The following is a 22,781-nucleotide window of genomic DNA, read 5'->3' as shown; positions in this document are numbered from 1 at the left end:
CTTCTCTCCAGGCATCGTGATCGACTCCTCCGGTTCGTGTGCCGGTGCCGCGTGGGCTCGCGGGGCGTGTTCAAGGGCGGAAGACCACCTTGAACGTCCCGTCCGACTTCTCCTGGAAGTTCTGGTAGGCCCGTGGCGCCTCGTCCAGACTCATGTGGTGGGTGGCGAAGTCGTCGACACCCAGGACGTCGTCATCGTCCAGTCGGGGCAGGATCTCGGGCGCCCAGTGGCGGACGTTGGCCTGTCCCATCCGCAGCTGGATCTGTTTGTCGAAGAGGGTGAGCATGGGCAGTGGGTCCGCCATGCCGCCGTAGACGCCGATCAGCGAGATGGTCCCGCCCCGGCGCACCAGGTCGATCGCCGTCCGCAGTGCGGTCAGGCGGTCCACTCCGGCGGTCTCCATCAGCCTGGCGGCAGCGCCCTTGGGCATGAACGCGGCGACCCGCTGCGCGAACCTCGCGGATCCGTGTCCCTGGGCCTCCATGCCGACGGCGTCGATCACCGCGTCCGGTCCGCGTCCCTCGGTGCGATCCCGGATCTGTTCGACCAGGTCGTCCGGGCCCTGGGAGGGGTCGAAGACCTCGACCCCACGCGCGGAGGCACGGGCGCGCCGGTCGCTGACGGGGTCCACGCCGAAGACCCGTCCGGCGCCCAGGTGCTGGGCGACCCGGCAGCACATCTCACCGATGGGGCCCAGCCCGAGGACCGCCACCGACCCGCCCCGCGGGACGTCCGCGTAGCGCACGGCCTGCCAGGCCGTGGGCAGCACGTCCGACAGGAAGACGTAGCGGTCGTCGGGACCCCGGCCGGGGACGGGGATGACGTTGTCGGCGGCTCGCGGCACTCGCAGGTACTCAGCCTGCGCGCCGGGCACCGAACCGTACAGGGAGCTGTACCCGTAGATGCTGGCTCCGGTCCCCTGGTCCTCGGCTCGGGTGTTCTCGCACTGGGTCTGTAGTCCGGTCTCGCACATGGCACAGTGCCCGCAGGAGATCTGGAAGGGGACGACGACGCGCTCCCCCGGTGCCAGGGACGTGACTCCCGGGCCGACTTCCTCGACCACGCCCAGGGGTTCGTGTCCCAGGACGTCACCCGGGCTCATGAACGGTCCGAGGACCTCGTACAGGTGCAGGTCGGAGCCGCACAGGCCGGAACTGGTGACCCGGATGACGGCGTCGTCGGGCTGCTCGATGCGCGGGTCGGGTACGTTCTCGGTCCTGACGTCGCGTGTGCCGTTCCACACCACTGCTCTCACGGTTCTCCTCCGTTCCGGAGTGCTGGTCCCGTGTCGCGCGGGGTTGCCGGAGGCCGACCGGAACGCCCCGCCCGGGCCCCCTTGACCGGGCGGGGCGGCGTCCCTCTCCAGGTTGGCCTGGTCGGTGTGCGGTCTCCCTGGGAGGGCTCGGCCGCGCTGACGTCCGCCAGCCCGGTCGTGACCGCGTCCCTTCACGTCGACCGCCTCCTATGGTTGCCCTTGCCGACCTCCCGTCCCACGAAACGTCTTCTGGCTCCCTGTCCTCACCGAGGCCCGCGCGGGGACGCTCGGAATCAGGCGGATACCGTCGCGGTCGGCCGGGTCCAGTCGCGGTGCTCCCCGATCAGACGCGCGAACTCCCGGATCAGGCCTTCGTCGGCTGCAGGGGCACGCACCACGCCCTGCGTGGTCTCGGTGACCGTGGGCGGATGGCCGAGCGCGTCGGGCAGCCCCGGCGCGTCGAGCAGCGTGGTGGCCGCGCCGACCGCCGCGATCGCCTTGCAGTGTTTGTAGGCCTCCAGCACGAAGTGTCTGGCCTCGCCGTCTCGGGCGAGTGAGGCCGCCGCGTCACCGCCGCCGGGGACGGCCACGGCGTCGTAGAGGACCGAGGAGACCGTGGTGTAGGCGCGGTCCACCGGCAGGGCTCCGCCCTCGCGGGTGCGCACCGAGCCGTCCAACCGGGCGAGCACCTCCACAACCGCGCCCTTGTCCACCAGGGCCCGTCGCAGGGTATCGACGTCGGAGCCGTCCACGCCGTGGTCGACGAGCACCGCGACCTGGCGCCCGGTCAGGTCCCCGAACGCGGTGTTGGCCTGGCTGAGCGCGGGTGAGGTCCGGGTGTGGCGGGCGGTGCCGGGGTCCTGCGGGGGCTCCACTCCCAGGCCCTCCGCCACCTCGACGGCCAGGCCGTGATCGACGTGGGCCAGGTTGGCGACCGCCCGCTGACGCACCGCCAGCTCCTCGCACTTGCCCAGCTCGAACCGGAACGCGGCCACCAGGTGTTCACGTTCCCAGGAGGCCAGGCTGTTCAGGAACAGCCTGGCCTGGGAGTAGTGGTCCTTGAAGCTCTCCGCCCGCTTGCGGATCTTGTGGCCTTCGACCTTCTCCGTGTAGTGACGGTAGACGCCCTCGTCGGCCAGCGCGGGGCATCCCCCACCCAGGGAGTTCGGGAAGTACGAGGTCTGACCGCGGTGCACCCGGTGCTGGGCGAACCCGTCGCGCTGGTTGTTGCTCACCTCCGTCACGGGTCGGTTGACCGGGATCTGCTGGAAGTTGGACCCGCCCAGGCGCAGCAGCTGCGTGTCCAGGTAGGAGAAGTTGCGGGCCTGGAGCAGCGGGTCGTTGGTGAAGTCGATCCCCGGGACGACGTTCGCGGTGTGGAAGGCGACCTGCTCGGTCTCGGCGAAGAAGTTGTCCGGGTTGCGGTCCAGGACCATCCGCCCGATCGGGCGGACCGGCACCTGTTCCTCGGGGATGATCTTGGTGGCGTCCAGCAGGTCGAAGTCGAAGGCGTGCTCGTCCTCCTCCGGTACCAGCTGCACCCCCAGCTCCCACTCGGGGAACTGGCCGCGCTCGATGGCCTCCCACAGGTCGCGCCGGTTGTAGTCCGGGTCCTTGCCCTGGATGCGCTGGGCCTCGTCCCACACCAGCGAGTGCGTACCCAGGAGTGGTGTCCAGTGGAACTTGACGAAGGTGCCCCGCCCCCGGGCGTCGACGAAGCGGAAGGTGTGCACGCCGAAGCCCTGCATGGTGCGGTAGCTGCGCGGGATCGCCCGGTCCGACATCAGCCACATCACCATGTGCGTGGTCTCCGGTTGCAGGCCCACGAAGTCCCACAGGGTGTCGTGAGCCGACTGGGCCTGGGGGATCTCGTTGTGCGGCTCGGGTTTGACCGCGTGCACGAAGTCGGGGAACTTGACGCCGTCCTGGATGAAGAAGACGGGCATGTTGTTGCCGACGAGGTCGTAGTTGCCCTGTTCGGTGTAGAACTTGACGGCGAAGCCCCGCACGTCGCGCACCGTGTCCGCCGAGCCCCGTGACCCGGCCACGGTGGAGAAGCGGACGAACACGGGGGTGGTGACGTCGGGCCCGCTGAGGAAGTGTGCGGCGGTCAGCTCGGAGAGGTCCTCATAGGGCGTGAAGTGGCCGTAGGCCCCCGCGCCCCTCGCGTGCACGACGCGTTCGGGGATGCGTTCGTGGTCGAAGTGGGTGATCTTCTCCCGGGCGTGGAAGTCCTCCAGGAGTGTGGGACCGCGCTCTCCCACGCTGAGTGAGTTGTCGGTGTCCTCGACCCGCACACCGGTCTCGGTGGTCAGCGGGCCCTGGGAGTCGGTGCGGTCCTGTTCCAGGAGTCGGTCCTTGGCGTCCTGCTCGTGATCGGTCATGTCGAACTCCCCCGTCGGGTTCAGGTCGTGTCGAGTGACTGTCCGTCCTGCCTCGCCATGACCGACGAGGTGACACCGTAAACGCCGCGCGCCGGAACTTGACCCCGTCTTCGCCCAGCCAACGCCCGCCCCTGGAAAGGCTTCACGACCAGGGGTCGCGTCGTGGTGGCGTGAGCGGCTCGAACCACCCCGCGCCCGGAGCGGGGACGCCGGGTGTGCGGCGTCGCGGGTCAGTGGCTGGTCCGGGCCACACGAGTGGAGGAGTGACGGCGGCGCGGGCCCCGAGGGACCCGCGCCGCGCGTGAACCGTGAGGTGTCAGCAGCCGGTGCTGCTGGTGATGGTGGTGTTGCCGAAGTAGCGGATCGACACACCGTTGAGCACCGCGCGAACGACGGTGCCGTTGACGCGCTGTTCGTAGTGCAGGTGCGGGCCGGTCGAGCCGCCGGTGCTGCCGACCTTGCCGATGACGGTGCCGGTGCTGACCCTGGTGCCCACCGAGACCGACTGTGAGTTCAGGTGCGCGTAGAGGGTGGTGACGCCGCTGCCGTGGTCGATGACGATGTACTTGCCGTAGCTGGTGTTCCCCCGGTCCGCGACCGTGGTCACGGTTCCGGCGGCGCTGGAGCGCACGTTCTGGTTCAGGGCGTTCGAACGCTGGAAGTCGACCGAGAGCTGCGGGTTGTGGTTGGTCCGGGTGTTGGCGTTCCAGACCTGGCCGCAGTCGAAGGGTGTGCGCAGGTTGACCGCGGCGACGGCCTGTTCGGCCGACACCGCGCTCACCGGTACGAGCACGGCGGTGAACAGGGCCGTGGCCAGAAGGATGCTCAGACGCCGGAACGGGGCGCCGAAACGGGGGATCTTCATGGGGGTCCTTTCCTCGCGGGAGCGGGGGTGCGAGAACTACGGAGGCTCGATACCCACGGAAAGGGCTGCGATCACGAAACCGGATCGTTTTTCTGCCTTCCTCCAGAGATGTCCGAGAAAACGAGCGCCCCGACCGGAGATCCCTCCGGAGAGTTCACCCTCGGGTCGCGCACACGTCGTTCTTCGCGGATAGGAGGAACCGGAGGAAAGGCCCGGTACGCGGTTCCGTGAGGGCGACTGTTCGTGAGGGAACGGTAAATGGACTTTCCGGACGCGAACGCCGATCCGGAGAGCACACAGGGGAATGCGGCGGGACACTGAAGGCTCTCTCCATTACGCTGGGTGAATGACGGTCCGGAACGCCACCGGTGACGACGGCCCCGCGATCAGCGACCTCATGATCCGGGCCGCGCCGCATTTCGACACGAAGGGCTATCCGGAGCAGTTGCTGCCTCCCGGGATGGTGGTCCTCGTCGCGGAGGAGGACGGTCGGGTGGTCGGATGGCTGGAGGCCGTGCTCGACTGGGCCCACACGGGCCCGGGGGCACCCACGCCCCCGCCCCACGGGTACGTGCTCGCGGTCGTCGTGGACCCCGACTGGCGCAGGCGCGGGATCGGGTGCGCCCTGTTGGACCGGTTCGTGGAGGAGGCGCGCCAGGCCGGGGTCCGGTGGGTCTTCCTCCTTCCCGAGGGCGGCGAGGGGGTGGCGGGAAGGCTGGCGTTCTTCCGCGCCGCCGGATTCACCCCGCTCGCGGTCGCGGACGACCCCCTGCCGCCCATGGGCCGGTGGACCGGCCCCGTGGCGGTCGGTGATGCACGCCCCTGACCGGTGAACCCGCGTCGACACACAAGACATCGACCGGTTTCTTGGCGGGTTCCGGCACTGCGCGGACCCGCCGCCACCCCCCAGGATCGTGCCCGTGACGACTTTCCACGCTTGCCTCCACGCACTGTCCGAGAAGGCCCTGCGCCGCGAGACCCCCACCCGTGACGAACTCCTCGCGGTGCTGACCAGCTCCGACGACGACCTGATGGACCTGCTCGCCGCGGCCTCCCGGGTCCGTCGTCGCTACTTCGACCGCCGGGTCAAGCTCAACTACCTCGTGAACATGAAGAGTGGCCTGTGCCCCGAGGACTGCTTCTACTGCTCCCAGCGCCTTGGGTCCCGGGCCGAGATCGTCAAGTACACCTGGCTCAAGCCGGACGAGACCCGTGAGGTGGTCTCACACGGTGTGAAGGCCGGGGCCAGCCGCGTGTGCCTGGTCGCGAGCGGGCGCGGCCCCACCGACCGCGACGTGGCCCGTCTCGCCCCGGCGGTGGCCGAGATCAAGGAGGAGCACCCCGGAGTGGAGGTGTGCGCCTGCCTGGGGCTGCTCTCCGAAGGCCAGGCGGACCAGCTCCGCGAGGCCGGGGTCGACGCCTACAACCACAACCTCAACACCTCGGAGGAGCGCTACTCCGACATCTGCACCACACACGAGTTCGCCGACCGTGTCGACACGGTCGAACGGGCCAAGCACGCCGGACTGTCCCCCTGCTCGGGGCTGATCGCGGGCATGGGGGAAACCGACGACGATCTCGTCGACGCCCTGTTCGCCCTGCGCGACCTGGGCCCGGACTCGGTTCCGGTCAACTTCCTCATGCCGTTCGACGGCACGCCGTTGGAGGGCACCTGGGAGCTGACCCCGCAGCGCTGCCTGCGCGTCCTGGCCGCCACCCGGTTCGTCTTCCCCGACGTGGAGGTCCGGCTGGCCGGCGGGCGCGAGATCCACCTGCGCTCCCTCCAGCCCCTCGCGCTGCACATCGCCAACTCGATCTTCCTGGGTGACTACCTCACCAGTGAGGGCCAGGCGGGCGGGGACGACCTGGAGATGATCGCGGATGCGGGCTTCGAGGTGCAGGGCGCGGGCGAGCCGACCCTCCCGGGTGAGTGCCACGACCTGCTGCGGACCCGCCAGCGGGGCGCGGGAACCGAGCTGCCGCCCAACGCCTGAAGGGGGTCCGGTGGGGGCGCGGCGGGAGGAGTCTCTCCGCTCCCGCGCGCTCCCACCGGCTCAGACCACGGAGGGGGTCTGGTCGCGGTCCGGAACGAACGCGGACAGGTCCACCCCGGGGTCCTCCCCCATCGCCAACCGGGCGGCGACCACCCCCTGGAACGGGCCGAAGGTGAGCCCCTGCGAACCCAACCCCGTGGCCACCAGCACGCCGGGCAGCCGTTCGACGGGGCCGAGCAGCTGCTGGCCGTCGTGGGTGACGGGCCGGAACCCCACACGGGTCTCGACCACGCTGGCATCGGCCAGCTCCGGCAGCAGCTCCAACGCGGTGGACAGGTTGTGCGCCAGGCCTCCGGCCGTCACCCTGCGGTCGAAACCCGCCTCCGGCTCGGAAGTGCCTCCCGTGACCACCCGGTCGGGGGCGAAGGCGCTCACGTAGTAGTCGCGTTCACCGAACCGCACCACCGGCCAGGCACGCGTGTCCCGGCCCGGGAGCGCGAAGTGGGTCATCTGGCCCCGTGCCGGGTGCACCCCCAGCTCCACCCCGGCCACCGACAGCAGTCCCGCAGACCACGCCCCGGCCGCCACGATCACCGTCGGCGCCTCCAGGTCCTCCGCGCCCACCCGTACGCCGGTGACGCGGTGACCGTTCCACAGCAGCCGCGAGTCGCCCTTGTAGTAGCGCAGACCGCGTTCCCCGGCCGCGTTGAACAGGGCGGACCGTGCCCGGCGTCCGTCGGTCCGGGCCATCCCCTCGACGCGCACGCCCGCGTAGGGTTCGGGCAGCAACGGGAAGTGGCGCCGGGGCTCCCCCTCGGCCAGTCGCTCCACCCGTCCCATCGTGGCGAACTCGGGACGCTCGGAGAGCGTGCGCAGGAGCTCGAACCCCGCGTCACCGCCCTCACGGTCCACGGACATCCCGCCGACCACCTCGTACCCGGTGACCTGGCCGTCCTCAGCCAGCTCAGCCATGAGTTCCGGGTAGTGCGCGGCTGCGCGGGCCTTGAAGTCCCACACCGGTGGCGCGTCCCAGGGGAACGGCCACGGGAACACGATCCCCGATCCGGCCGCCGAGGCCTGTCCCAGGTGGGAGGCGTCCACCAACGCCGTGGACACGCCCTTCTTCGTCAGGTGGAAGGCCGCGCTGGCTCCCACGATCCCGCCGCCGACAACGATCACGTCCATACGTCCCACCCTGCCCCGACCCGTGCCCACGGACAAGCCGTTCGCCCCGCGTGCCGGTCCGCGAATCGGGGTAGGGAGTCGCGATACGCTGCGGCTTCGCTCGTCGGAGCCCGGCCCCCTTCCCCTTCTTCCCTGGAGGTCGCATGGACGGTTACACGTACTACGGGGTCGCCCTGATGCGCCGACCCAGCCCCCGGCTGGACGACGGCATCGTCACCCACATCGAGAGGACCTCGGTCGACCCGGTGCTGGCGGCCCGGCAGTACACCATCTACCAGGAGACGGTGGCCTCGGCGGGGTGGCGGGTGCACGAGGTGGACCCCGCACCGGAACACCCGGACTCGGTGTTCGTGGAGGACCCGGTGGTGGTGTGCGAGGACCTGGCGGTCCTGACCCGTTCGGGGGCGGCCGAGCGACGGGGCGAGGTCACGGGGGTGGAGACCACGGTCCGCGCCCTGGGACTGGAGGTGGCCCGGATCGAGGCGCCCGGGAGCCTGGACGGCGGCGACGTCCTGCAGGTCGGGGAGACCGTGTACGTGGGCATCGGTGGGCGGACCAACGAGGACGGCGCCGACCAGCTGGAACGGCACCTGGCACCGCTGGGTCGCAAGGTCCTCCGGGTACGGCTGGGGCGGGCGCTGCACCTGAAGTCGGCCGTGACCGCGCTGCCGGACGGCACTCTGGTCGGTCTGCCCGATCTGGTCGACACCAGCGGACTGCCACCGATCCGCCGCGCGCTGGAGGAACCGGGCGCGCACGTGCTGCCTCTGGGGGGCCGTGACGTGCTGGTCAGCGCCGCCGCGCACGAGACGATCCACCAGCTGGCGGCGGACCACTGGCGGGTGCTGCCGGTGGACATCTCCGAGTTCGAGAAGCTGGAGGCCTGCGTGACCTGTCTGAGCGTGCTGGTCCCGGACCGTCCCTCGCGGACCTCCGCCTGACCGGAGCGGAAGCGGCACTCACGTGCCCGTTCCGGGGCCCGGGCCCTTCCGGCGCGGTGGCGAGTGGAGGCCGGGAACTGACCTCCACCTCTGACACACTCTGGGCATGATGTCGACATCGGCCCGGCTGCTCCAGCTCCTCTCCCTCCTCCAGACCCGCAAGGACTGGCCGGGGGGCGAGCTGGCGGAGCGCCTCGCGGTCAGCCCGCGCACCGTCCGGCGCGACGTGGACCGCCTCCGTGACCTGGGCTATCCCATCCAGGCGACCATGGGCACCGGCGGCGGCTACCAGTTGGGGGCGGGCGCCGCCCTGCCGCCGCTGCTCCTGGACGACGACGAGGCAGTGGCGGTCGCGGTGGGCCTGCGGACCGCCGCGCAGGGCGGGGTCTCGGGGATCGAGGAGACCTCGGTGCGGGCCCTGACCAAGCTCCTTCAGGTGCTCCCCTCCCGGTTGCGTCGGCGCGTGGACGCGTTGGGGACCTTCACCGTCCCGATGCCGGGTGAGGGTCCCACCGTCGACTCCGCGACCCTCACCCTGGTGGCGTCCGCCTGCCGCGACAGCGAACTGCTGCGTTTCGAGTACGAACGCCACGACGGCTCCACGGGCCGCCGGACCGTGGAGCCGCACCGGCTGGTCTCCCGGGGGCGCCGTTGGTACCTGGTGGGCTGGGACACCGGTCGCGGCGACTGGCGCACCTTCCGACTGGACCGGATGCGCCCCCTCACCCCCACCGGCCCGCGGGTGCCTCCGCGCGAGCCGCCCGAACGGGGGGTGGCCGGGTACCTGGCCGACCGGATGAACCTGCACATGTGGCCGATCAAGGCGCGCGTGCGCCTGGGGGTCTCCGCCGAGACCGCCCTGGCGGGCCCCGCCGCGCACTACGGCGTCATCGACGCGGTGGACGAGCACTCCTGCCTGCTGCTGTGCGCCAGCGACGACCTGGTCGGCATGGCGTGCTACCTGGCGATGCTCGACATGGACATGGAGGTGGAGGAGCCCGTGGAGCTGCGCACGGAGATGGCCCGGCTGGGACGACGGCTCTCCCGTATGGGCGAGGCCCCGCAGGGCTGACCGGCGCGCATGAGTACGGGTACTCACCCTGGGTGGGTGCGCGCACCGATGCCCGGGGCCGCGCCCCCGGCCTAGGTTCGCGGTATGCCCCTCCTCATCGGCCACACCGCGATGGTCCTCCACTACCTGTTCTTCGCCTATGTCGTCCTCGGCGGCTTCCTCTCGTGGAAGTGGCCGAGGATGTTCTGGCCGCACCTGATGGTGGCCGTCTACGCGCTGGGGATCGTCGTCATCGGCTGGTCGTGCTTCCTCACCGACATCGAGAACTGGTCACGTGCGCACACCGGCCGCGAGGTGATGGAGAACGGGTTCATCGACTTCCACATCACCGGTGTCCTCTACCCGGAGGAGCATCTGATGACCTCGCGGTTCGTGATCGCGGGCATCGTCGCCTGCGCCTACGCCGGAGCCGCGTGGAGGCGGTACCGGCGTGGTCCGGTGGCCGCTCCCGAGCCGGTGTCCGGGTAGTCCCGGGAACCTCCAGTTGGGTCAAGTCCGCGCGGGAACGCCACAAACCAGCTACGTTAAGGAGTCGTTTACTTTCGTAGAGTAATGAAAGTGGGGCTTCCGCGTGCCCGACCAGACCCGACACCACTGCCTGGAACTGCGCGAACTCAGTGTTCCCCCGACAGTGCGCCCCCTCCGGCCCGGCTACCGTGTCGCCCGCTGGGACGACCCCACCTCCCTGGAACCCGAGTGCCGGGAACGCCTCCACCACGCTCTGCGCGACCTGGCGGCCCGCGCCTTCGGCGCCGACCACTCCGGCTACTGGCACGCCAGGATGGCCTCGGGGTTCTTCGACCAGATCTCCTCGCTGGCACTGATCCTCGGACCGGACGGCGTCCCCGTCGGCTGGGGCGGTTACCACCGGCGCCGCTTCGCCGCCCGCCACGCCCTGTACCTGGACGCGGCCGGAGTGGTCCCCGCCCACCGGCGCTCGGGCCTCTCCGCCGCCCTGATGCTGCACTTCCTCAATCGCGAGGTCCTGGCACACCCCCTGTCCAGCACCTACGTCGTACTGCGCACCCGTCACCCGGCCGTCTACGCGGGGTGGCGCAAGGGACTCGGCCGGGCACGGGTCTTCCCGCGCCAGGGCCGCCCCGTGCCCGGCCTGGTGCGCCGGATCGCCTCCGACGCAGCCGACTGGCTCGGTGACGGCCCCGGCCTGGACCCCGACTCCCTGATGGTGCGCGACGCCTACCGAATGTTCGACGGCGAGATCTACGGGGTGGCCCCCCGGAGCGGCGACCCCGTTCTGGACGCCCACTTCGCCCGCGAGGTCGGCCCCAAGGACGCGGTCCTGGTCGTGGCCCGCATGGGCGCGCTGCCCCTGGCCAGGCTCGCCCTGGGCCGCGCCCTGAGCCCACGGTCGCGCGGCTCCGCGCCCGCCTCCCGGGGCCGGAGCGTCCCGGGGGCGTCGGTCCGCGACGACTTCACCGTGCGCGCCACACCCACGGGGGCGGGGGCGAGCGGCCTCATCCCCGGGGGACGCTTCTGACGTCGGACGGCCCGCTCACCAGCGAGCCCACGTCCCGGATCTGGTCCGTGACCCCGGCCAGCCGCAGACTCTCCGCCCAGGTCATCTCCGGGCTCTGGCGTTCTCCGGCGGCCAGACACCGTCCGACCTCCTCGATCTCGTACTCGTAGCCGTTGGCCCGGAAGGGCCGGTGGAACCGCTCGGGCGCGCTCCCCTCCCTGTGCAGGACCACGTCGGTGGCGGCCCAGAAGCGGGGGACCTCCAGCCAACCGTCCGTCCCGGCCAGCACCGCGCGGTTGGGCAGCACGTTGCGGGAGGCACAGGTCAGGGCGGCGCTCACCCCGTTCTCCCCGTGCACCAGCACCGAGGTCTGCGTGTCGACCATCCGGTCCGGGGACAGCTGACGGGTGGCACCCACGACGGTGAGCTCACCCAGGTACCGCGAGGCCAACTCCAGCGGGTACACACCCAGGTCCATGAAGGCACCACCGCCGAGGTCGACGTTGAAGAGCCGGTGCTCGGGGTCGTAGGGGACGTTGATCCCGAAGTCGGCGGCGACCGTGCACAGTTCCCCGATCGCCCCGTCCGCCACCAGGTCCTGGGCGAGCCGGGAGGCGGGCAGGAACCGCGTCCACACGGCCTCCATCAGGAAGCGGTCGTTGGCCCGGGCGGCCGCCACCATCTGCGACACCTGGAGCGCGTTCATCGCCATGGGCTTCTCCACGAGCACGTGCTTGCCCGCGTCGAGCATCAGGAGGGTGTTCGGATGGTGCCAGGGGTGCGGGGTGGCGACGTACACCACGTCCACGTCCGGGTCGGCGGCGAGCTCCGCGTAGCCGCCGTGGCGACGGGGAACGTCCCACTCCCGACCGAACTCCTCCGCCCGGTCCCGTGTACGCGACGCCACCGCCGTGACCCGGGCCGAGGGGACGGCCCGCACCCCCTCCATGAAGGCGCGTGCGATCCCGCCGGTTCCCACCACGCCCCAGCGCGGCCCACCGTTCTCTTGTGTCATGTGCGCATCCTAAAAAGACGGTCATCTCCGGGTCGAGGCGGGGAAGGTCCTCGGTTTCGGAGCGCGGGAACCGTACGGTGGCCGAGGAGAGGCCCGCGCTCGGCGCGACACGTGAACGGAGGAGGAATGTCGGAGACACTCGCCCGGAGGTTGGGGGTCGAGCCCGGGGACCGGCTGCTCGTCCTCAACGCCCCGGAACGCTACCTGCGGCTGTTGGACCCCCCGCCCGACCTCCACGTCGACCTCGGTCCGATCGAGGGCGCCGAGTACGACGACCTGCACCTGTTCGCCCTGGACCGGGGCACCGTCGAACGGGAGGGGCCGCGCGTCCTGGAGCTCACCGCCCCGACCACCCGCCTGTGGGTGTGCTTCCCGCAGCGGGGCGGCACGATCATCACGGACCTGACGGCGGACCAGGGCTGGGACACCCTCGTGGACGCCGGGTGGCACAGCACCGCCCAGGTGCCGATCGACTCGGACTGGGCGGCGCTGCGCTTCGAACGCCGGGGCGCCTAGGGCCTAGCTCCCGACCCGGACGGAACCGCTGGTGGTGTTGACGTCGATCCGACCGTCGGCGCCGTTCCCGGTGTCCACGTCGAACTCGCGCTGCCCGGACACCGACTCACCGGTGACCTCGTACTCGCCGTCCGGGACCGTCGCGGCGACCGCGCCGCTCACGGTCTCGACCGACAGCAGGTCGAAGGGGTCGGCCGTCCGCAGGCTGACGTCACCGGAGGTCGTGGTGGCCTCAAGCGTGGTGAACCCGCCGCCGAGCTCCAGCGAACCGCTCACCGACTCGGCACGGACCTCGTCGGCGCCGAAGTCCTCGGTGACGATCGTGCCCGAGGTGCTGGAGACGTCCAGCAGGACGCCCTCACCGGAGGCCGTGATCCGGCCGCTGACGGTGTGGGCCTCCACCGAACCCTCGACCCCGTCGAGCGCGACCTCACCCGAGACGGTCTCCACCTCGACGACACCGACCTGCTCGGTCACGTCCACCGCGCCGCTGGTGGTCTCCACGCTCAGGTCGCCCTCCAGGTTCTCCACCGCGACCCGGCCGCTGACCGTCTGCAACGTCACCCGGGTCCCGGCGGGGACGGTGACCTCGTAGTCCACCGAGCAGGAGCTGAAGAACGGCAGCCCCGAACACTCGGTGTCGATCTCCAGTGTGCCGCCCTCGGCCTCGATGTCCTCGTCGGGTTCCGACAGGGGACTGCCCCGCAGCTTGCGGTCCACCGTGACCCCGTCGCCGGTCCCGCCCCGGAGCAGGACCTCACCTCCGGTGGAGTTGTCGATCTCCAACGCGCTCACCCCGTCGAAGGAGTCGGCGCGATCGGACTGGTTGACGGTCATGTTCCCCAGCACGGAGAGCGCGGTGAGAACCACCAGGGCCAGCACGAGCACCCCGCCCAGGAACATCCACGGCCCCCTGCGGAAGCCCCCGCGTTCCTTGCTTGAGGAGGCGTACAGGCCTCGGGCCCTGAAAGTCATGTTCTTTCCCTTCCTGGAAGGCTCGGCCCTCCCTCTGGTGCGTCCTGGTCTCGGTGCGGGTCAGTCCCGGTCGTTGCCGCGCAGGTAGCGCAGCACCGCCTGGACCCTGCGGTGGTCGTGGTCGTCATGGCCGAGGTCGAGCTTGGTGAAGATCGACCTGATGTGCTTCTCCACGGCACGGTCGGTGATGGCGAGCCGGTCCGCGATTCCGGCGTTGTTCAGGCCCTGGGCCATCACCTCCAGCACCTCGCCCTCGCGCGGGGTGAGGCTCTCCAGGGCGCGGTCCCGCCGTCTGCTCAGCAGCTGTGAGACCACCTCGGGGTCGATCGCCGCGCCGCCCCCGGCCACCCGGCGCAGCACGGCGAGGAACTCCTCGATGTCGGCCACACGGTCCTTGAGCAGGTAGCCGACCTTCTCGGCCCCGCCGCCGAGGAGGTCGGCGGCGTAGCGGCTGACCACGTGCTGGGACAGCAGCAGCACGGCCACGTCGGGGTGGGTCCGTCGGATCCGCACGGCGGCCTGGATGCCCTCCTCGGAGTAGGTGGGCGGCATCCGGATGTCGATCAGGCAGAGGTCGACGTCCGGGTGCTCCGCGACGGCGGCGTTCAACGCGTCGGCGTCGCCCACCGCCGCGACGATCTCCACACCGGAGTCCTCCAGCAGCCGGACCATGCCGCTGCGCAGCAGTACGGAGTCCTCCGCGATGATGACGCGCGGCTCCGGCCGTTCGTCCAGTCTCTGGGCCGTGCTCACGGTCACGCCTTCCATGGGATGTTCGCGGTGAGGACGGTGCCCCCACCGGTCGGGCTGTGGACGGTCAGCTCCCCGTCGACGGCGTCCACCCGGTCCCACAGCCCGTAGAGACCGGTGCCCGCCTCGGGGTCGGCTCCCCCGACCCCGTCGTCGGTCACTGTGACGCACAGCAGCTCGCCCCCGCGCCTCGCGGCCGGGACGCGGCCGACGGCCACGGTGACCTGCTCGGCGTCGGCGTGCTTGGCGATGTTGGTCAACGCCTCGCAGACCACGTAGTAGGCCACGCCCTCCGCCCGGGCCGAGGGGCGTTCGGCCAGGTCCACGTCGAGGCGGACCGGAACCGGGGAGCGTCCGACCGCCACCGGCAGGGCCGCGCCGAGTCCGTGGTCGGTCAGGACCCTGGGGTGCAGGCCGCGTGCGACCTGGCGGAGGTCGGTCATGACCTCCCGGGACTCCGCCTGCGCCTCGGTGATCAGCTCGCGGGCACCGTCGGGATCGTGGGAGAGCCGGGCGCGTGCCCGAGTGAGGGTCATGGTGAGCGCGAGCAGCCGTTGCTGGGCGCCGTCGTGCAGGTCGCGTTCGATCCTGCGGCGTTCGGCCTCGGCCTCGTCCACCATGCGGAGCCGACTGTCCTGGACGTGCAGGAGGCGGCGCCGCATCCGGACCTCGGGGGCCTCGAAGAGCAGCAGGCGGTGCAGGAGGACCTCGGTGGAGATCATGTACGGGGCCAGGCGCAGGCCGACCACGGTGGCCAGCGGGCCGACGAGAACCAGGAGCAGCGGGCCGACCAGGTCGCCGGGCGACCCGAGGGCCAGGATGTAGGCGATGCCCAGGGACGCGCCGATGGCGGCGGCGCCGCCGCACACCACGAAGACCACGACCAGCCCGGCGGCGAACAGCCCGTGCAGGCCCGCGGCGGTGCTGTAGACCACCATGGTCCAGGCGTCGCGGCCGAAGACGAACCGCCACACCCGGACCCAGGGGTTGTCGTCCGCCAGCGGGTCGGGAGGGCTGGTCTCCACGATCCCGAACACGTTGGCGAGGCGGTCGCGCTGGACCCGGCAGGCGAGTCGGGCGAGCAGGGTGGCGGCGACGGGCAGGGCGACCAGCAACCCCAGGGAGTCGCGGACGATCCGCGAGACCGAGTGGGAGAGCCCGACGTCCGTCCAGGGCAGGAACAACCCCATGCCGATCCAGGCGGCCACTGTCACCAGCAGGGACACGGGGATCAGGTAGAACAGGGCCAGGGCCAGGGAGGTCATCAGGTGCAGGACCTGGACCAGGAGCAGCCGCCATCCGCTGCCGCGCGGACCGGCGGCGAAGGGAACACCGGTCAGGGAGCCCGGTCGGGCACCACCCCGCTCCGCGCCTCGCGCCCGTTGTTCTCGTGTGCCGCTCACAGGTCCAATCTAGGATTCCCGGGGACCGGTGCACGAGGTCATCAGCACGAGGAACACGGGTGGTGCCAGCACTACCCGACCGGTCGGGGCGGGGGATCGGATGGCGCGGAGCGGGGGCGCGGTGCTGGAGCGGGTGTTGGAGGACGTCGGGGGGGTCAACACGTTCTTCGCGGTGGGTGGTGTGCCGCACGGCGAGGGCTGGGAGCAGGTGACCGCGTTGACCGGGCGGGAGCGGGCCGCCGCCGAGGTCGGGCGGGTGCGGGCCCAGCTCGGGGCGGTTTCGGGACTCGGCGCCGACGAGGTGGAGTGGCGGGTGGGTGCCTCGCTGTTCCACCAGGGGCTGGCATCCCGGCTGATCTCGCCCGTGCTGGCGGCGGGGCTGTGTCACGGGGTGGGACTGCGCCCGGACCTGTTCCTCTTCGAACCGGAACGCTCGGGGGCGTGGGAACTGCGCACGGCGCAGCTGGGGGCCGAGCCGCTGTCCCGGGACCCCCTGGAGGTAGCCGCCTGGTTGGAGCAGACCGTGGTGGAGGGCGTGCTGTCCGGGGTGGAGGAGACGCTGACCGGGATCGGCAGGGTCTCCCCAGGGCTCCTGCGGGGCAACACCGGAGCGGCCCTGGCGGGGGCCGCGCGTGCTCTGGGCGGCGCACGGAGAGAACGGCGCGCGGGCGCCGAGGAGGTGGTCCGCGTGCTGACGGGGCGCCGCACCCTCGAAGGCACCGGGTCCCACACCGGGGTGGACCGTGCCGGGCTGGCCGTCTTCCGCCGGACCACGTGCTGCCTGTACTACCGGCTCCCCGGGGGCGGTCTGTGCGGCGACTGCGCCCTGCGTCGCCCACCGGGTGCCCGCTGACCGGGTCGAGGCTGGTCAGGCGCGGTACCGTCCGCGCTGCGCTCGGATGCCGTCGAGGAGGTAGGCGGTGCGGCGGTCGTAGGCGTCCCGGGGCGGCAGCACGCCGTGCTTGAGGGCGAGAGCGTTGTCGACGATGAGCGCGTGCAGGTCGTCCACCGTGAACTCGGGCCGCAGGGCCCCCGAGGCGTGCCCGGCCTCGACGAGTTCTTCGTAGATCTCACCCGCGGCACGGCAGATGTCCATGAGCTGCCGTGAATGGGGATAGTCCTGGAGCAGGACGTCGTTGGTGGTGGGCTGACGGTACTGGAGGTCGCGGATCGCGGTGAGGTAGTGGTCGATCCGCGCCCCGGCGTCGTCCAGGGACCGCGTGTGGTCGATGACGGCGTCGAGCTCGTCGGCGACGACCTCCTGGATGACGGCTTCGATGAGGCCCACCCGGCCGCCGAACCGGTTGAAGATCGTCGCCTTGCTCACTCCCGCCGCCCGGGCCACATCCTCCAGCGGCACGCTCAGACCCCGCCCCTGGAAGGCGGCGATCGCCGCCCGGCGAATCTGCTCCGCGTTGCGCCGGGCGTCGGCGCGCAGCCGGGGGTTCGCGGGTGTCGCACCGGTCATGGATCCTGCCGCCTCTCGCCGCCGCCATAACTTGACTCGCTGAGTCAGTTTATCTACTGTCGTGGGCGGAAGTGAAACTGACCCGGCTGGTCAAGTTATTGGAACGGGCGCCACCAGCTCGGACGCCGACCGGGCACGAGCACGGGCACGCAAGGAAGGGCCGCGAACATGATCGTTGTCACCGGCGCCACGGGCACCCTCAACGGAGGCACCGTCGAACACCTCCTCAGCCGCCTGCCGGCCGAAAGGGTCGGTGTGAGTGTGCGGGACCCCGCCAGGGCCAGGCACCTCGCCGAGCGCGGAGTGCGCGTGCGGCAGGGCTCCTACGAGGACACGGCCGCTCTGCGCGCGTCCTTCGCCGGCGCCGACCAGGTGCTCCTGGTGTCCGGGAACGACCCGACGGCCGACATGGTGAGCCTGCACCGCGACGCGATCGAGGCGGCGGTCGCGGCCGGCGCCCGGAGAATCCTGTACACGAGTCAACAGGGAGCCGCGTTCGGGGGCCCGTACCCTCCGGCGGCCGTCCACGCCGCCACCGAGGAGATCCTCGCCGGTTCTGGGGTCGCGTGGACCTCCCTGCGCTATGGATTCTTCGGCCACAGCTTCGACGCCCTGCTCGGTCCGTGGCGGGAGACCGGGGTGATCGCGGCTCCGGACGACGGCCCCGTCCCGTGGACCGCCCCCGCCGACCTGTCCGAGGCCGCGGCCGTCGTCCTCTCCGGCGACCGCTCCTTCGACGGGGCCGTGACCCTGGTCGCCGAGGAGGCCGTCACCCTCGACGACTTCGCCGGGATCGTCTCCGAACTCAGTGGACGCTCCGTCGAACGCGTCGTGGTCGACGACGAGCAGTGGGTCGCGGACCAGGAGGCGCGCGGCGTGCCGGAGCAGGCGGCCCGCTTCACGCTCACCATGTTCCGCGCGACGCGGGAGGGCTACTTCGCCGAACGGGACCCGCTGCTGGGCGAGCTCCTGGGTCGCGCTCCCCGGAGCGTCGCGGACCAGCTCGCCGCACAGATGAGGGCCTGAGGGGGCGCGGGGCCGTGTCCCCGTTCTCCGGTGGGCTCAGAGGCCGTCGGCGGCGCGCCGCACCGCCTCCAGGTCGATCCGGCGCATCCTTAGCATGGCCTGGGTGGCCCGGCCCGCCCGATCGGGGTCGGGGTCCCACACCAGGGAGTCCAGCTCCTCGGGATAGACCTGCCAGGACAGACCGAAGCGGTCCTTGAGCCAGCCGCACTGGCTCTCCTGGCCGCCGTCGGTGAGCGCGTTCCAGTAGTGGTCCGACTCCTCCTGGTCGCGACAGATCACCTGGAAGGACACCGCCTCGTCGAAGGTGAAGGCGTCCCCGCCGTTGAGCGCGGTGAAGCGCGCCCCGTCCAGCTCGAACTCGACGGTCAGCACGGTGCCCTCGGCCAGGGGCATGTCCGGGCCGTAGTACGTCGTCCTGAGCACCCGTGAGTTCTCGAAGACGCGGGTGTAGAACTCCGCCGCCTGCTCGGCCTGGTCGTCGAACCACAGACACGGCCTGATCTTGTGCAGGAGTGCCATGGCTCCCCCTCTCCCCCGGCGTTCCCCTCTCCTCTCACGTACCCGGTTCTCACGTACCGCACCATACTCCCCAAACTTCCCTATCATCCGTGATGATCGAGTACAATAAGGGAAGGTTTCGGAACACAGGGCCGTCGGTGAGGAGAACCGTGCCGCAGCAGTACTATTCGGTGGACCAGGTCGCGGACCTTCTGGGTCTGCACGTCAAGACGGTGCGTGCCTACGTCCGCGAGGGACGACTGGCGGCCACCCGGATCGGGAAGCAGTACCGCGTGCGCCGCCGCGACCTGGAGGAGTTCACCGGCGGCCCGCTGGCCGAGGAGGAGGGCCCGGACGCCCCGCGGGCCCCGTACGCGGAGGCCTCCACCGTCGTCCAGGTCGACGGGGTCGACCGCGCCACGGCCGACCGACTCACCACCCTGCTCTCCGTCACCGGGCGTCCCGAGGACCGCGGGCGCGCGCACGTCCAGGTGGTCCACGACCCGGACCGCGCCCGCCTGAAGGTGGTCATCGTGGGCGACCTGGCCACCACCGCGACGCTGTTGGGCTACGTCGACTCGCTCACGGGTGACCAGCGGTGACCCCCTCGGGAAGGGAGGCGGAACCGGGGGCCGAGATCGCCCCGGAGGTCCGCCGTCTGGGTGGCCACCCGGTCATGCTCTGCCCGGAACGGGGCGCGCCCCTGCGCGAGGCCGCCGACGTGATCGGGGACGCCTTCCACCACGGCGTCACCTGGGTCGCGGTTCCCGCCGCGCGCCTCGACGCCGACTTCTTCCGGCTGCGCACGGGCGTCGCCGGAGAGTTCCTCCAGAAGTTCGCCAACTACCGGCTCCGGCTGGCCGTGGTCGGGGACGTCTCCCGGCACGTGGCCGCCAGCGACGCCTTCCGGGACCTGGTCCGGGAGTGCGATCGCGGCACCCAGTGCTGGTTCGTCCCGGACCTGGAGGCCCTGGACGGACGCCTGGACCCCCGACAATGAGGATTGGTGGCCGCGTGAGTACCGGGATCAGGTAAGACGGGCCGAGAGGAACCGGTCCTCCCTGACCATACGGGTCAACCCCGTCACGGGAGAGCTCAAACCCGACACTCCCCTCGTGATCGCCGACCACCATGCGGAGACCCCATGATCGAGGACGACGCACTCCAGGCCCGGCTCATCGCGGTCCAGTGCTGGGACGCCGAAACGCTGCGCGGCCCGGAGTGGCAGGCCCTGCCCTCCAACGACGGGATCAACCTGCCCCGCGGGCTCGCCCACCAGGGCCGCTACGCCCTGCACCTGTTGGAGAAGTTCGACGGCGACTTGGACCGCCTCATGGCCACGGCCGCGTACTGCCGTCGGGCCGCGCAAGAGCAGGGTCGAGAGCGACAGGCCAGGTGGATGCGGGCAGCGGACCTGTGCGAGCAGGCGGTGGCCCGCGTGACCAACCACGCTGGCGACGACCCCGACCTTCAACGGGCCATGGTGCACCGGCTACTGAACCCCGAACCCGAACCGCAGCTGAAGGAGAGCTTGGTCTACCGGATCGTGTGGGTGGCCCGGCTGCCCGACCCGCACCATCTCTCCAAGGCCCCGTGCTTGCGTGTTCTCACCAACACCGATCGGTGGGCCCGCCAGATGCGCCCCACCCGCACCGCGCGCGTGCTGCCGCTACCACGGAGGTGACTGGCACCAAGCCTCGCGCGCCGCCCGACACGTCCTACGCCAGGCCCGCCGGGAGGCCTCTTCCAACGAGGACATCTACCTGCATTCCGAAGAGCTCCTGGAGCAGATCGTGAGTTCGGAGTGGGTGCGCGAGGCGGCGCTGAGCCTGCTGGACCCTGCCGACGGCATCGTCGTGGCCCAACTGGCCGGCCACGACGAATGGTTCCTGCACGGAGGCCAGCACCGCACCCAGGCCCTGCTGGACGCGGGGGTGCGGCGCACCGTCGTACTGATGGAGCGCTGACCCTAGGCTGGCCGGTATACCCGGGGTCCTCGGTGCGGGTGGCCTTGAGATCCTCCTCCAGGACCCTGCGCGCCGCCACGGCCCGGTCGTCTCCGATCGTCGTCTGGACCTGGTAGAAGTACGACAGGCCACGACGCGCCAGTGCGCTTGGTGATGCCCAGCCAGGCTCCCTTCCTCGACTAGGTGGAGTACCCCGTGCCGTCACCCCTCGTCCACCGAGCCGTCCTGCCCGTGCGTACCAACGGGTCGGACATCGACGTGCTCGCCATCGTGCGTCGCCGCCTGGCGGCGTGGATCGAGAGCAAGTACCCCGCCTCACCCCTGCCCGTCGGCTCGGGAACCCACCACCTCACCGATCAAGCCACCGTGACCCTGTCCAGCGCTTACCGGGAGGACGGCACGGAGCAGGGGATGCGGGCCCGGTTGCGGGAGGAGAACCCCTCAGGGGTGTGGGTGAGTACCGTCACTTCGGTGGTGTCGGATCAGGCGTGGGTCGGGGTGGAGCTGGAGCACCTGCCCGCGAGCGAACCCGGGTGGAACAGGCCACGGCTGATCGGGGAGCTCGTGGAGGAGTTGCCGGTGTGGGACGGTCCGGCGCGCCTGACCTGTAACCCCCAGGTCGTCACCATGGACCGTGTCGAGTCTCTGTTGGCTGTGCTGACCAGCGTGGACCGCCGCTACCCCGCGGTGGTCGCCGCACGGCCCTCTGAGCCCGACGAGCGGTGGAGCAGTCGACTCCGGGCGACGCTGAGACAGATCACCGGTTCGGCGTCCCTGTACCTGCTGGACAGCCCTCAGGTGTGCACGGCCATCCGCGAACAGCTGGGGCCGGACTACAGCGTCGGCCCCGGAGCGGTCCGTACCTACCTGGCCGACGTCGATCCGGCCTGGCCCGCCGACGGACACCGGCACCGGGTGTTGTCCCCAGCCCGGATGCGCGATGCCAGCGACAGGGCCTGGAAAGTCGTCGCCCACGGGGTCCAGGGCCATGCCCGCACCCACCCGTTGCCGCCGCAGCTGCGTTCGGTGCCGTTCCGGGACGCCGCCGACACGGCCCGCAGGGAACGCGAACAGGCGCTGGCCCAGGCACGCGCCAGCACCGAGCAGAGCACGGCGGCCATGGAGGCGCTCCGTGGTGAGGTCGTGGTGATGGAGGGTCTGCTGACCGAGGCCTCGACCGAGATCGACCAGCTCCAGGAGCGCGCTCAGCTGGCCGAGGAGTCGCTCGCTTCCATGAGCGAGCACAGCGAGAGGCTGGAGCGGGGGATTGAGGTGGAGCTGGCCGACCACCTCACCTCTCTGGAGGAGCTGTCCCAGGCGCGGGACGAGATCGAGGCGCTCCGGGTGCGCCTGCTCCAGCTCGGACGGGGCGAAGAGGCCTACCAGCCGGTACCCGTGACCCGGTATCCGTCCACGTTCGAGGAGCTGCTGGAGATGCTGCCCCACGTCGACGGTGTGCTGTTCACCGGCGACCGTCAGGTGTGTCTGGAACTGGACGGGGTGGCCGGAGCCAAACGAGCGGTGTGGGCCCGCAAAACGTGGGAAGCGTTGCGGTCCCTTGACAGCTACGCGCAGGTCAAGAAGGCGTGCGGCTTCGCGGGCTCCTTCTACGACTTCTGCCAGTGGCCTCCGGAGGGCGGACGGCCCTGGCCGGTGAAGGCCGTGGCCATGGTGGAGTCCGATCAAGTTCGTGCGCGATGGGCGCACGAAAGGACGTTCCCCGTCCCGCTGGAGGTGGACCCGTCCGGGCGGTCGCTGATGGAGGCGCACCTGAAGATCGACTCGCGAGGGTCGGTGTCACCGCGGGTCCATTTCCAAGACGCGACGGAGGTCGTGGGCCAGGTACTGGTCGGTTTCATCGGTCGCCACTTGACGAACACCCGGACGTAGTCCCCCTTCTCGGAACGGCTCGGCGGCGCATGCCGTGGTCTGGCCTCAGGACCGCGACCACCTCCTGGCCGCATGGGCGCGAAGTGAACTGGGTGATTAA

The 22,781-nt window shown here is 71.0% G+C and carries 24 protein-coding genes; 14 read left to right on the top strand and 10 right to left on the bottom strand.

Annotation, left to right across the window (positions count from 1 at the left end; all coding sequences use genetic code 11):
- Positions 1–70: 70 nt before the first annotated feature.
- From ACRWK8_RS10965 to ACRWK8_RS10955, 3 genes are all read right to left on the bottom strand, one after another.
- On the bottom strand, positions 71–1,255 hold the full coding sequence (locus tag ACRWK8_RS10965; RefSeq protein ID WP_431870002.1) for an alcohol dehydrogenase catalytic domain-containing protein: 1,185 nt from the start codon (positions 1,253–1,255) through the stop codon (positions 71–73).
- A gap of 293 nt (positions 1,256–1,548) precedes the next feature.
- The gene (locus tag ACRWK8_RS10960; protein ID WP_378740465.1) at positions 1,549–3,639 is read right to left on the bottom strand and encodes a catalase; all 2,091 of its coding nucleotides are present in this window, start codon (positions 3,637–3,639) and stop codon (positions 1,549–1,551) included.
- A gap of 316 nt (positions 3,640–3,955) precedes the next feature.
- Positions 3,956–4,504: a M23 family metallopeptidase gene (locus ACRWK8_RS10955; protein ID WP_378740462.1), complete on the bottom strand. Its 549-nt coding sequence runs from the start codon at positions 4,502–4,504 to the stop codon at positions 3,956–3,958.
- Positions 4,505–4,850: 346 nt separating this feature from the next.
- Here ACRWK8_RS10955 and ACRWK8_RS10950 point away from each other — a divergent pair, with 346 nt between their 5' ends.
- Complete coding sequence (locus ACRWK8_RS10950; protein WP_431869999.1) at positions 4,851–5,330, top strand: GNAT family N-acetyltransferase; 480 nt, start codon at positions 4,851–4,853, stop codon at positions 5,328–5,330.
- Between the two features lie 94 nt (positions 5,331–5,424).
- A complete protein-coding gene (gene bioB / locus ACRWK8_RS10945; RefSeq protein ID WP_431869997.1) occupies positions 5,425–6,498 on the top strand; it encodes a biotin synthase BioB in 1,074 nt (357 codons plus the stop codon).
- A 60-nt stretch (positions 6,499–6,558) separates the two neighbouring features.
- Here the strand turns inward: bioB and ACRWK8_RS10940 are convergent, their stop codons facing one another.
- The gene (locus tag ACRWK8_RS10940; RefSeq protein ID WP_378740455.1) at positions 6,559–7,683 is read right to left on the bottom strand and encodes an NAD(P)/FAD-dependent oxidoreductase; all 1,125 of its coding nucleotides are present in this window, start codon (positions 7,681–7,683) and stop codon (positions 6,559–6,561) included.
- Between the two features lie 143 nt (positions 7,684–7,826).
- On the opposite strand from ACRWK8_RS10940, the gene ddaH reads away from it, so the two are divergent.
- The 4 genes from ddaH (at position 7,827) to ACRWK8_RS10920 (ending at position 11,194) form a co-directional block, all read left to right on the top strand.
- Positions 7,827–8,624: a dimethylargininase gene (gene ddaH, locus ACRWK8_RS10935; RefSeq protein WP_378740453.1), complete on the top strand. Its 798-nt coding sequence runs from the start codon at positions 7,827–7,829 to the stop codon at positions 8,622–8,624.
- 106 nt (positions 8,625–8,730) lie between these two features.
- Positions 8,731–9,696: a helix-turn-helix transcriptional regulator gene (locus tag ACRWK8_RS10930; RefSeq protein ID WP_431869994.1), complete on the top strand. Its 966-nt coding sequence runs from the start codon at positions 8,731–8,733 to the stop codon at positions 9,694–9,696.
- An 84-nt stretch (positions 9,697–9,780) separates the two neighbouring features.
- On the top strand, positions 9,781–10,164 hold the full coding sequence (locus ACRWK8_RS10925) for a DUF2784 domain-containing protein (RefSeq protein ID WP_431869992.1): 384 nt from the start codon (positions 9,781–9,783) through the stop codon (positions 10,162–10,164).
- Positions 10,165–10,267: 103 nt separating this feature from the next.
- The gene (locus tag ACRWK8_RS10920; RefSeq protein WP_378740446.1) at positions 10,268–11,194 is read left to right on the top strand and encodes a GNAT family N-acetyltransferase; all 927 of its coding nucleotides are present in this window, start codon (positions 10,268–10,270) and stop codon (positions 11,192–11,194) included.
- Here the strand turns inward: ACRWK8_RS10920 and ACRWK8_RS10915 are convergent.
- Positions 11,172–12,188: a Gfo/Idh/MocA family protein gene (locus ACRWK8_RS10915; RefSeq protein WP_378740444.1), complete on the bottom strand. Its 1,017-nt coding sequence runs from the start codon at positions 12,186–12,188 to the stop codon at positions 11,172–11,174. The two genes, ACRWK8_RS10920 and ACRWK8_RS10915, sit on opposite strands and share 23 nt — an antisense overlap.
- A 126-nt stretch (positions 12,189–12,314) precedes the next feature.
- On the opposite strand from ACRWK8_RS10915, the gene ACRWK8_RS10910 reads away from it, so the two are divergent.
- Complete coding sequence (locus ACRWK8_RS10910) at positions 12,315–12,704, top strand: hypothetical protein (protein WP_431869989.1); 390 nt, start codon at positions 12,315–12,317, stop codon at positions 12,702–12,704.
- Between the two features lie 3 nt (positions 12,705–12,707).
- Here ACRWK8_RS10910 and ACRWK8_RS10905 read toward each other — a convergent pair whose 3' ends face one another.
- From ACRWK8_RS10905 to ACRWK8_RS10895, 3 genes are read right to left on the bottom strand one after another with little or no spacing between them, the layout of a single operon-like run.
- On the bottom strand, positions 12,708–13,679 hold the full coding sequence (locus ACRWK8_RS10905) for a DUF4097 family beta strand repeat-containing protein (protein WP_431869987.1): 972 nt from the start codon (positions 13,677–13,679) through the stop codon (positions 12,708–12,710).
- Between the two features lie 60 nt (positions 13,680–13,739).
- Entirely contained in the window at positions 13,740–14,447 is a 708-nt protein-coding gene (locus tag ACRWK8_RS10900; RefSeq protein ID WP_378740437.1) for a response regulator transcription factor, read from the bottom strand.
- Positions 14,435–15,832: a sensor histidine kinase gene (locus ACRWK8_RS10895; RefSeq protein ID WP_431869984.1), complete on the bottom strand. Its 1,398-nt coding sequence runs from the start codon at positions 15,830–15,832 to the stop codon at positions 14,435–14,437. The genes ACRWK8_RS10900 and ACRWK8_RS10895 overlap by 13 nt, the downstream gene beginning before the upstream one ends.
- Before the next feature lie 100 nt (positions 15,833–15,932).
- Here ACRWK8_RS10895 and ACRWK8_RS10890 point away from each other — a divergent pair, with 100 nt between their 5' ends.
- Positions 15,933–16,685, top strand: a complete 753-nt coding sequence (locus ACRWK8_RS10890; protein WP_431869982.1) for a (2Fe-2S)-binding protein — start codon at positions 15,933–15,935, stop codon at positions 16,683–16,685.
- 15 nt (positions 16,686–16,700) lie between these two features.
- Here the strand turns inward: ACRWK8_RS10890 and ACRWK8_RS10885 are convergent, their stop codons facing one another.
- Complete coding sequence (locus ACRWK8_RS10885) at positions 16,701–17,300, bottom strand: TetR/AcrR family transcriptional regulator (protein ID WP_431869980.1); 600 nt, start codon at positions 17,298–17,300, stop codon at positions 16,701–16,703.
- A 168-nt stretch (positions 17,301–17,468) separates the two neighbouring features.
- Between ACRWK8_RS10885 and ACRWK8_RS10880 the strand changes: the two genes are divergently transcribed.
- Positions 17,469–18,326: an NmrA family NAD(P)-binding protein gene (locus ACRWK8_RS10880; protein ID WP_431869978.1), complete on the top strand. Its 858-nt coding sequence runs from the start codon at positions 17,469–17,471 to the stop codon at positions 18,324–18,326.
- A gap of 36 nt (positions 18,327–18,362) precedes the next feature.
- On the opposite strand, the gene ACRWK8_RS10875 is transcribed toward ACRWK8_RS10880, so the two are convergent.
- Entirely contained in the window at positions 18,363–18,845 is a 483-nt protein-coding gene (locus ACRWK8_RS10875) for a VOC family protein (protein WP_378740426.1), read from the bottom strand.
- A gap of 149 nt (positions 18,846–18,994) precedes the next feature.
- Between ACRWK8_RS10875 and ACRWK8_RS10870 the strand changes: the two genes are divergently transcribed.
- The 5 genes from ACRWK8_RS10870 (at position 18,995) to ACRWK8_RS10850 (ending at position 22,681) form a co-directional block, all read left to right on the top strand.
- Positions 18,995–19,426 carry a helix-turn-helix domain-containing protein gene (locus ACRWK8_RS10870; protein ID WP_431869976.1) on the top strand — a complete coding sequence of 144 codons (432 nt, stop codon included), beginning with the start codon at positions 18,995–18,997 and terminating at the stop codon, positions 19,424–19,426.
- Entirely contained in the window at positions 19,423–19,824 is a 402-nt protein-coding gene (locus ACRWK8_RS10865) for a DUF4180 domain-containing protein (protein WP_431869974.1), read from the top strand. Before ACRWK8_RS10870 ends, ACRWK8_RS10865 begins: the two co-directional genes overlap by 4 nt.
- A gap of 144 nt (positions 19,825–19,968) precedes the next feature.
- Entirely contained in the window at positions 19,969–20,508 is a 540-nt protein-coding gene (locus ACRWK8_RS10860; protein WP_431869972.1) for a hypothetical protein, read from the top strand.
- Between the two features lie 109 nt (positions 20,509–20,617).
- Positions 20,618–20,791, top strand: coding sequence for a hypothetical protein (locus ACRWK8_RS10855; protein WP_431869970.1), 174 nt, complete (start codon positions 20,618–20,620; stop codon positions 20,789–20,791).
- 195 nt (positions 20,792–20,986) lie between these two features.
- On the top strand, positions 20,987–22,681 hold the full coding sequence (locus ACRWK8_RS10850; RefSeq protein WP_431869968.1) for a hypothetical protein: 1,695 nt from the start codon (positions 20,987–20,989) through the stop codon (positions 22,679–22,681).
- Positions 22,682–22,781 lie beyond the last annotated feature (100 nt).

The organism is Nocardiopsis eucommiae (genome assembly GCF_965344335.1).
Taxonomy (GTDB): Bacteria; Actinomycetota; Actinomycetes; order Streptosporangiales; family Streptosporangiaceae; genus Nocardiopsis; species Nocardiopsis eucommiae.
This window is presented reverse-complemented; position numbering and strand designations above follow the sequence as displayed.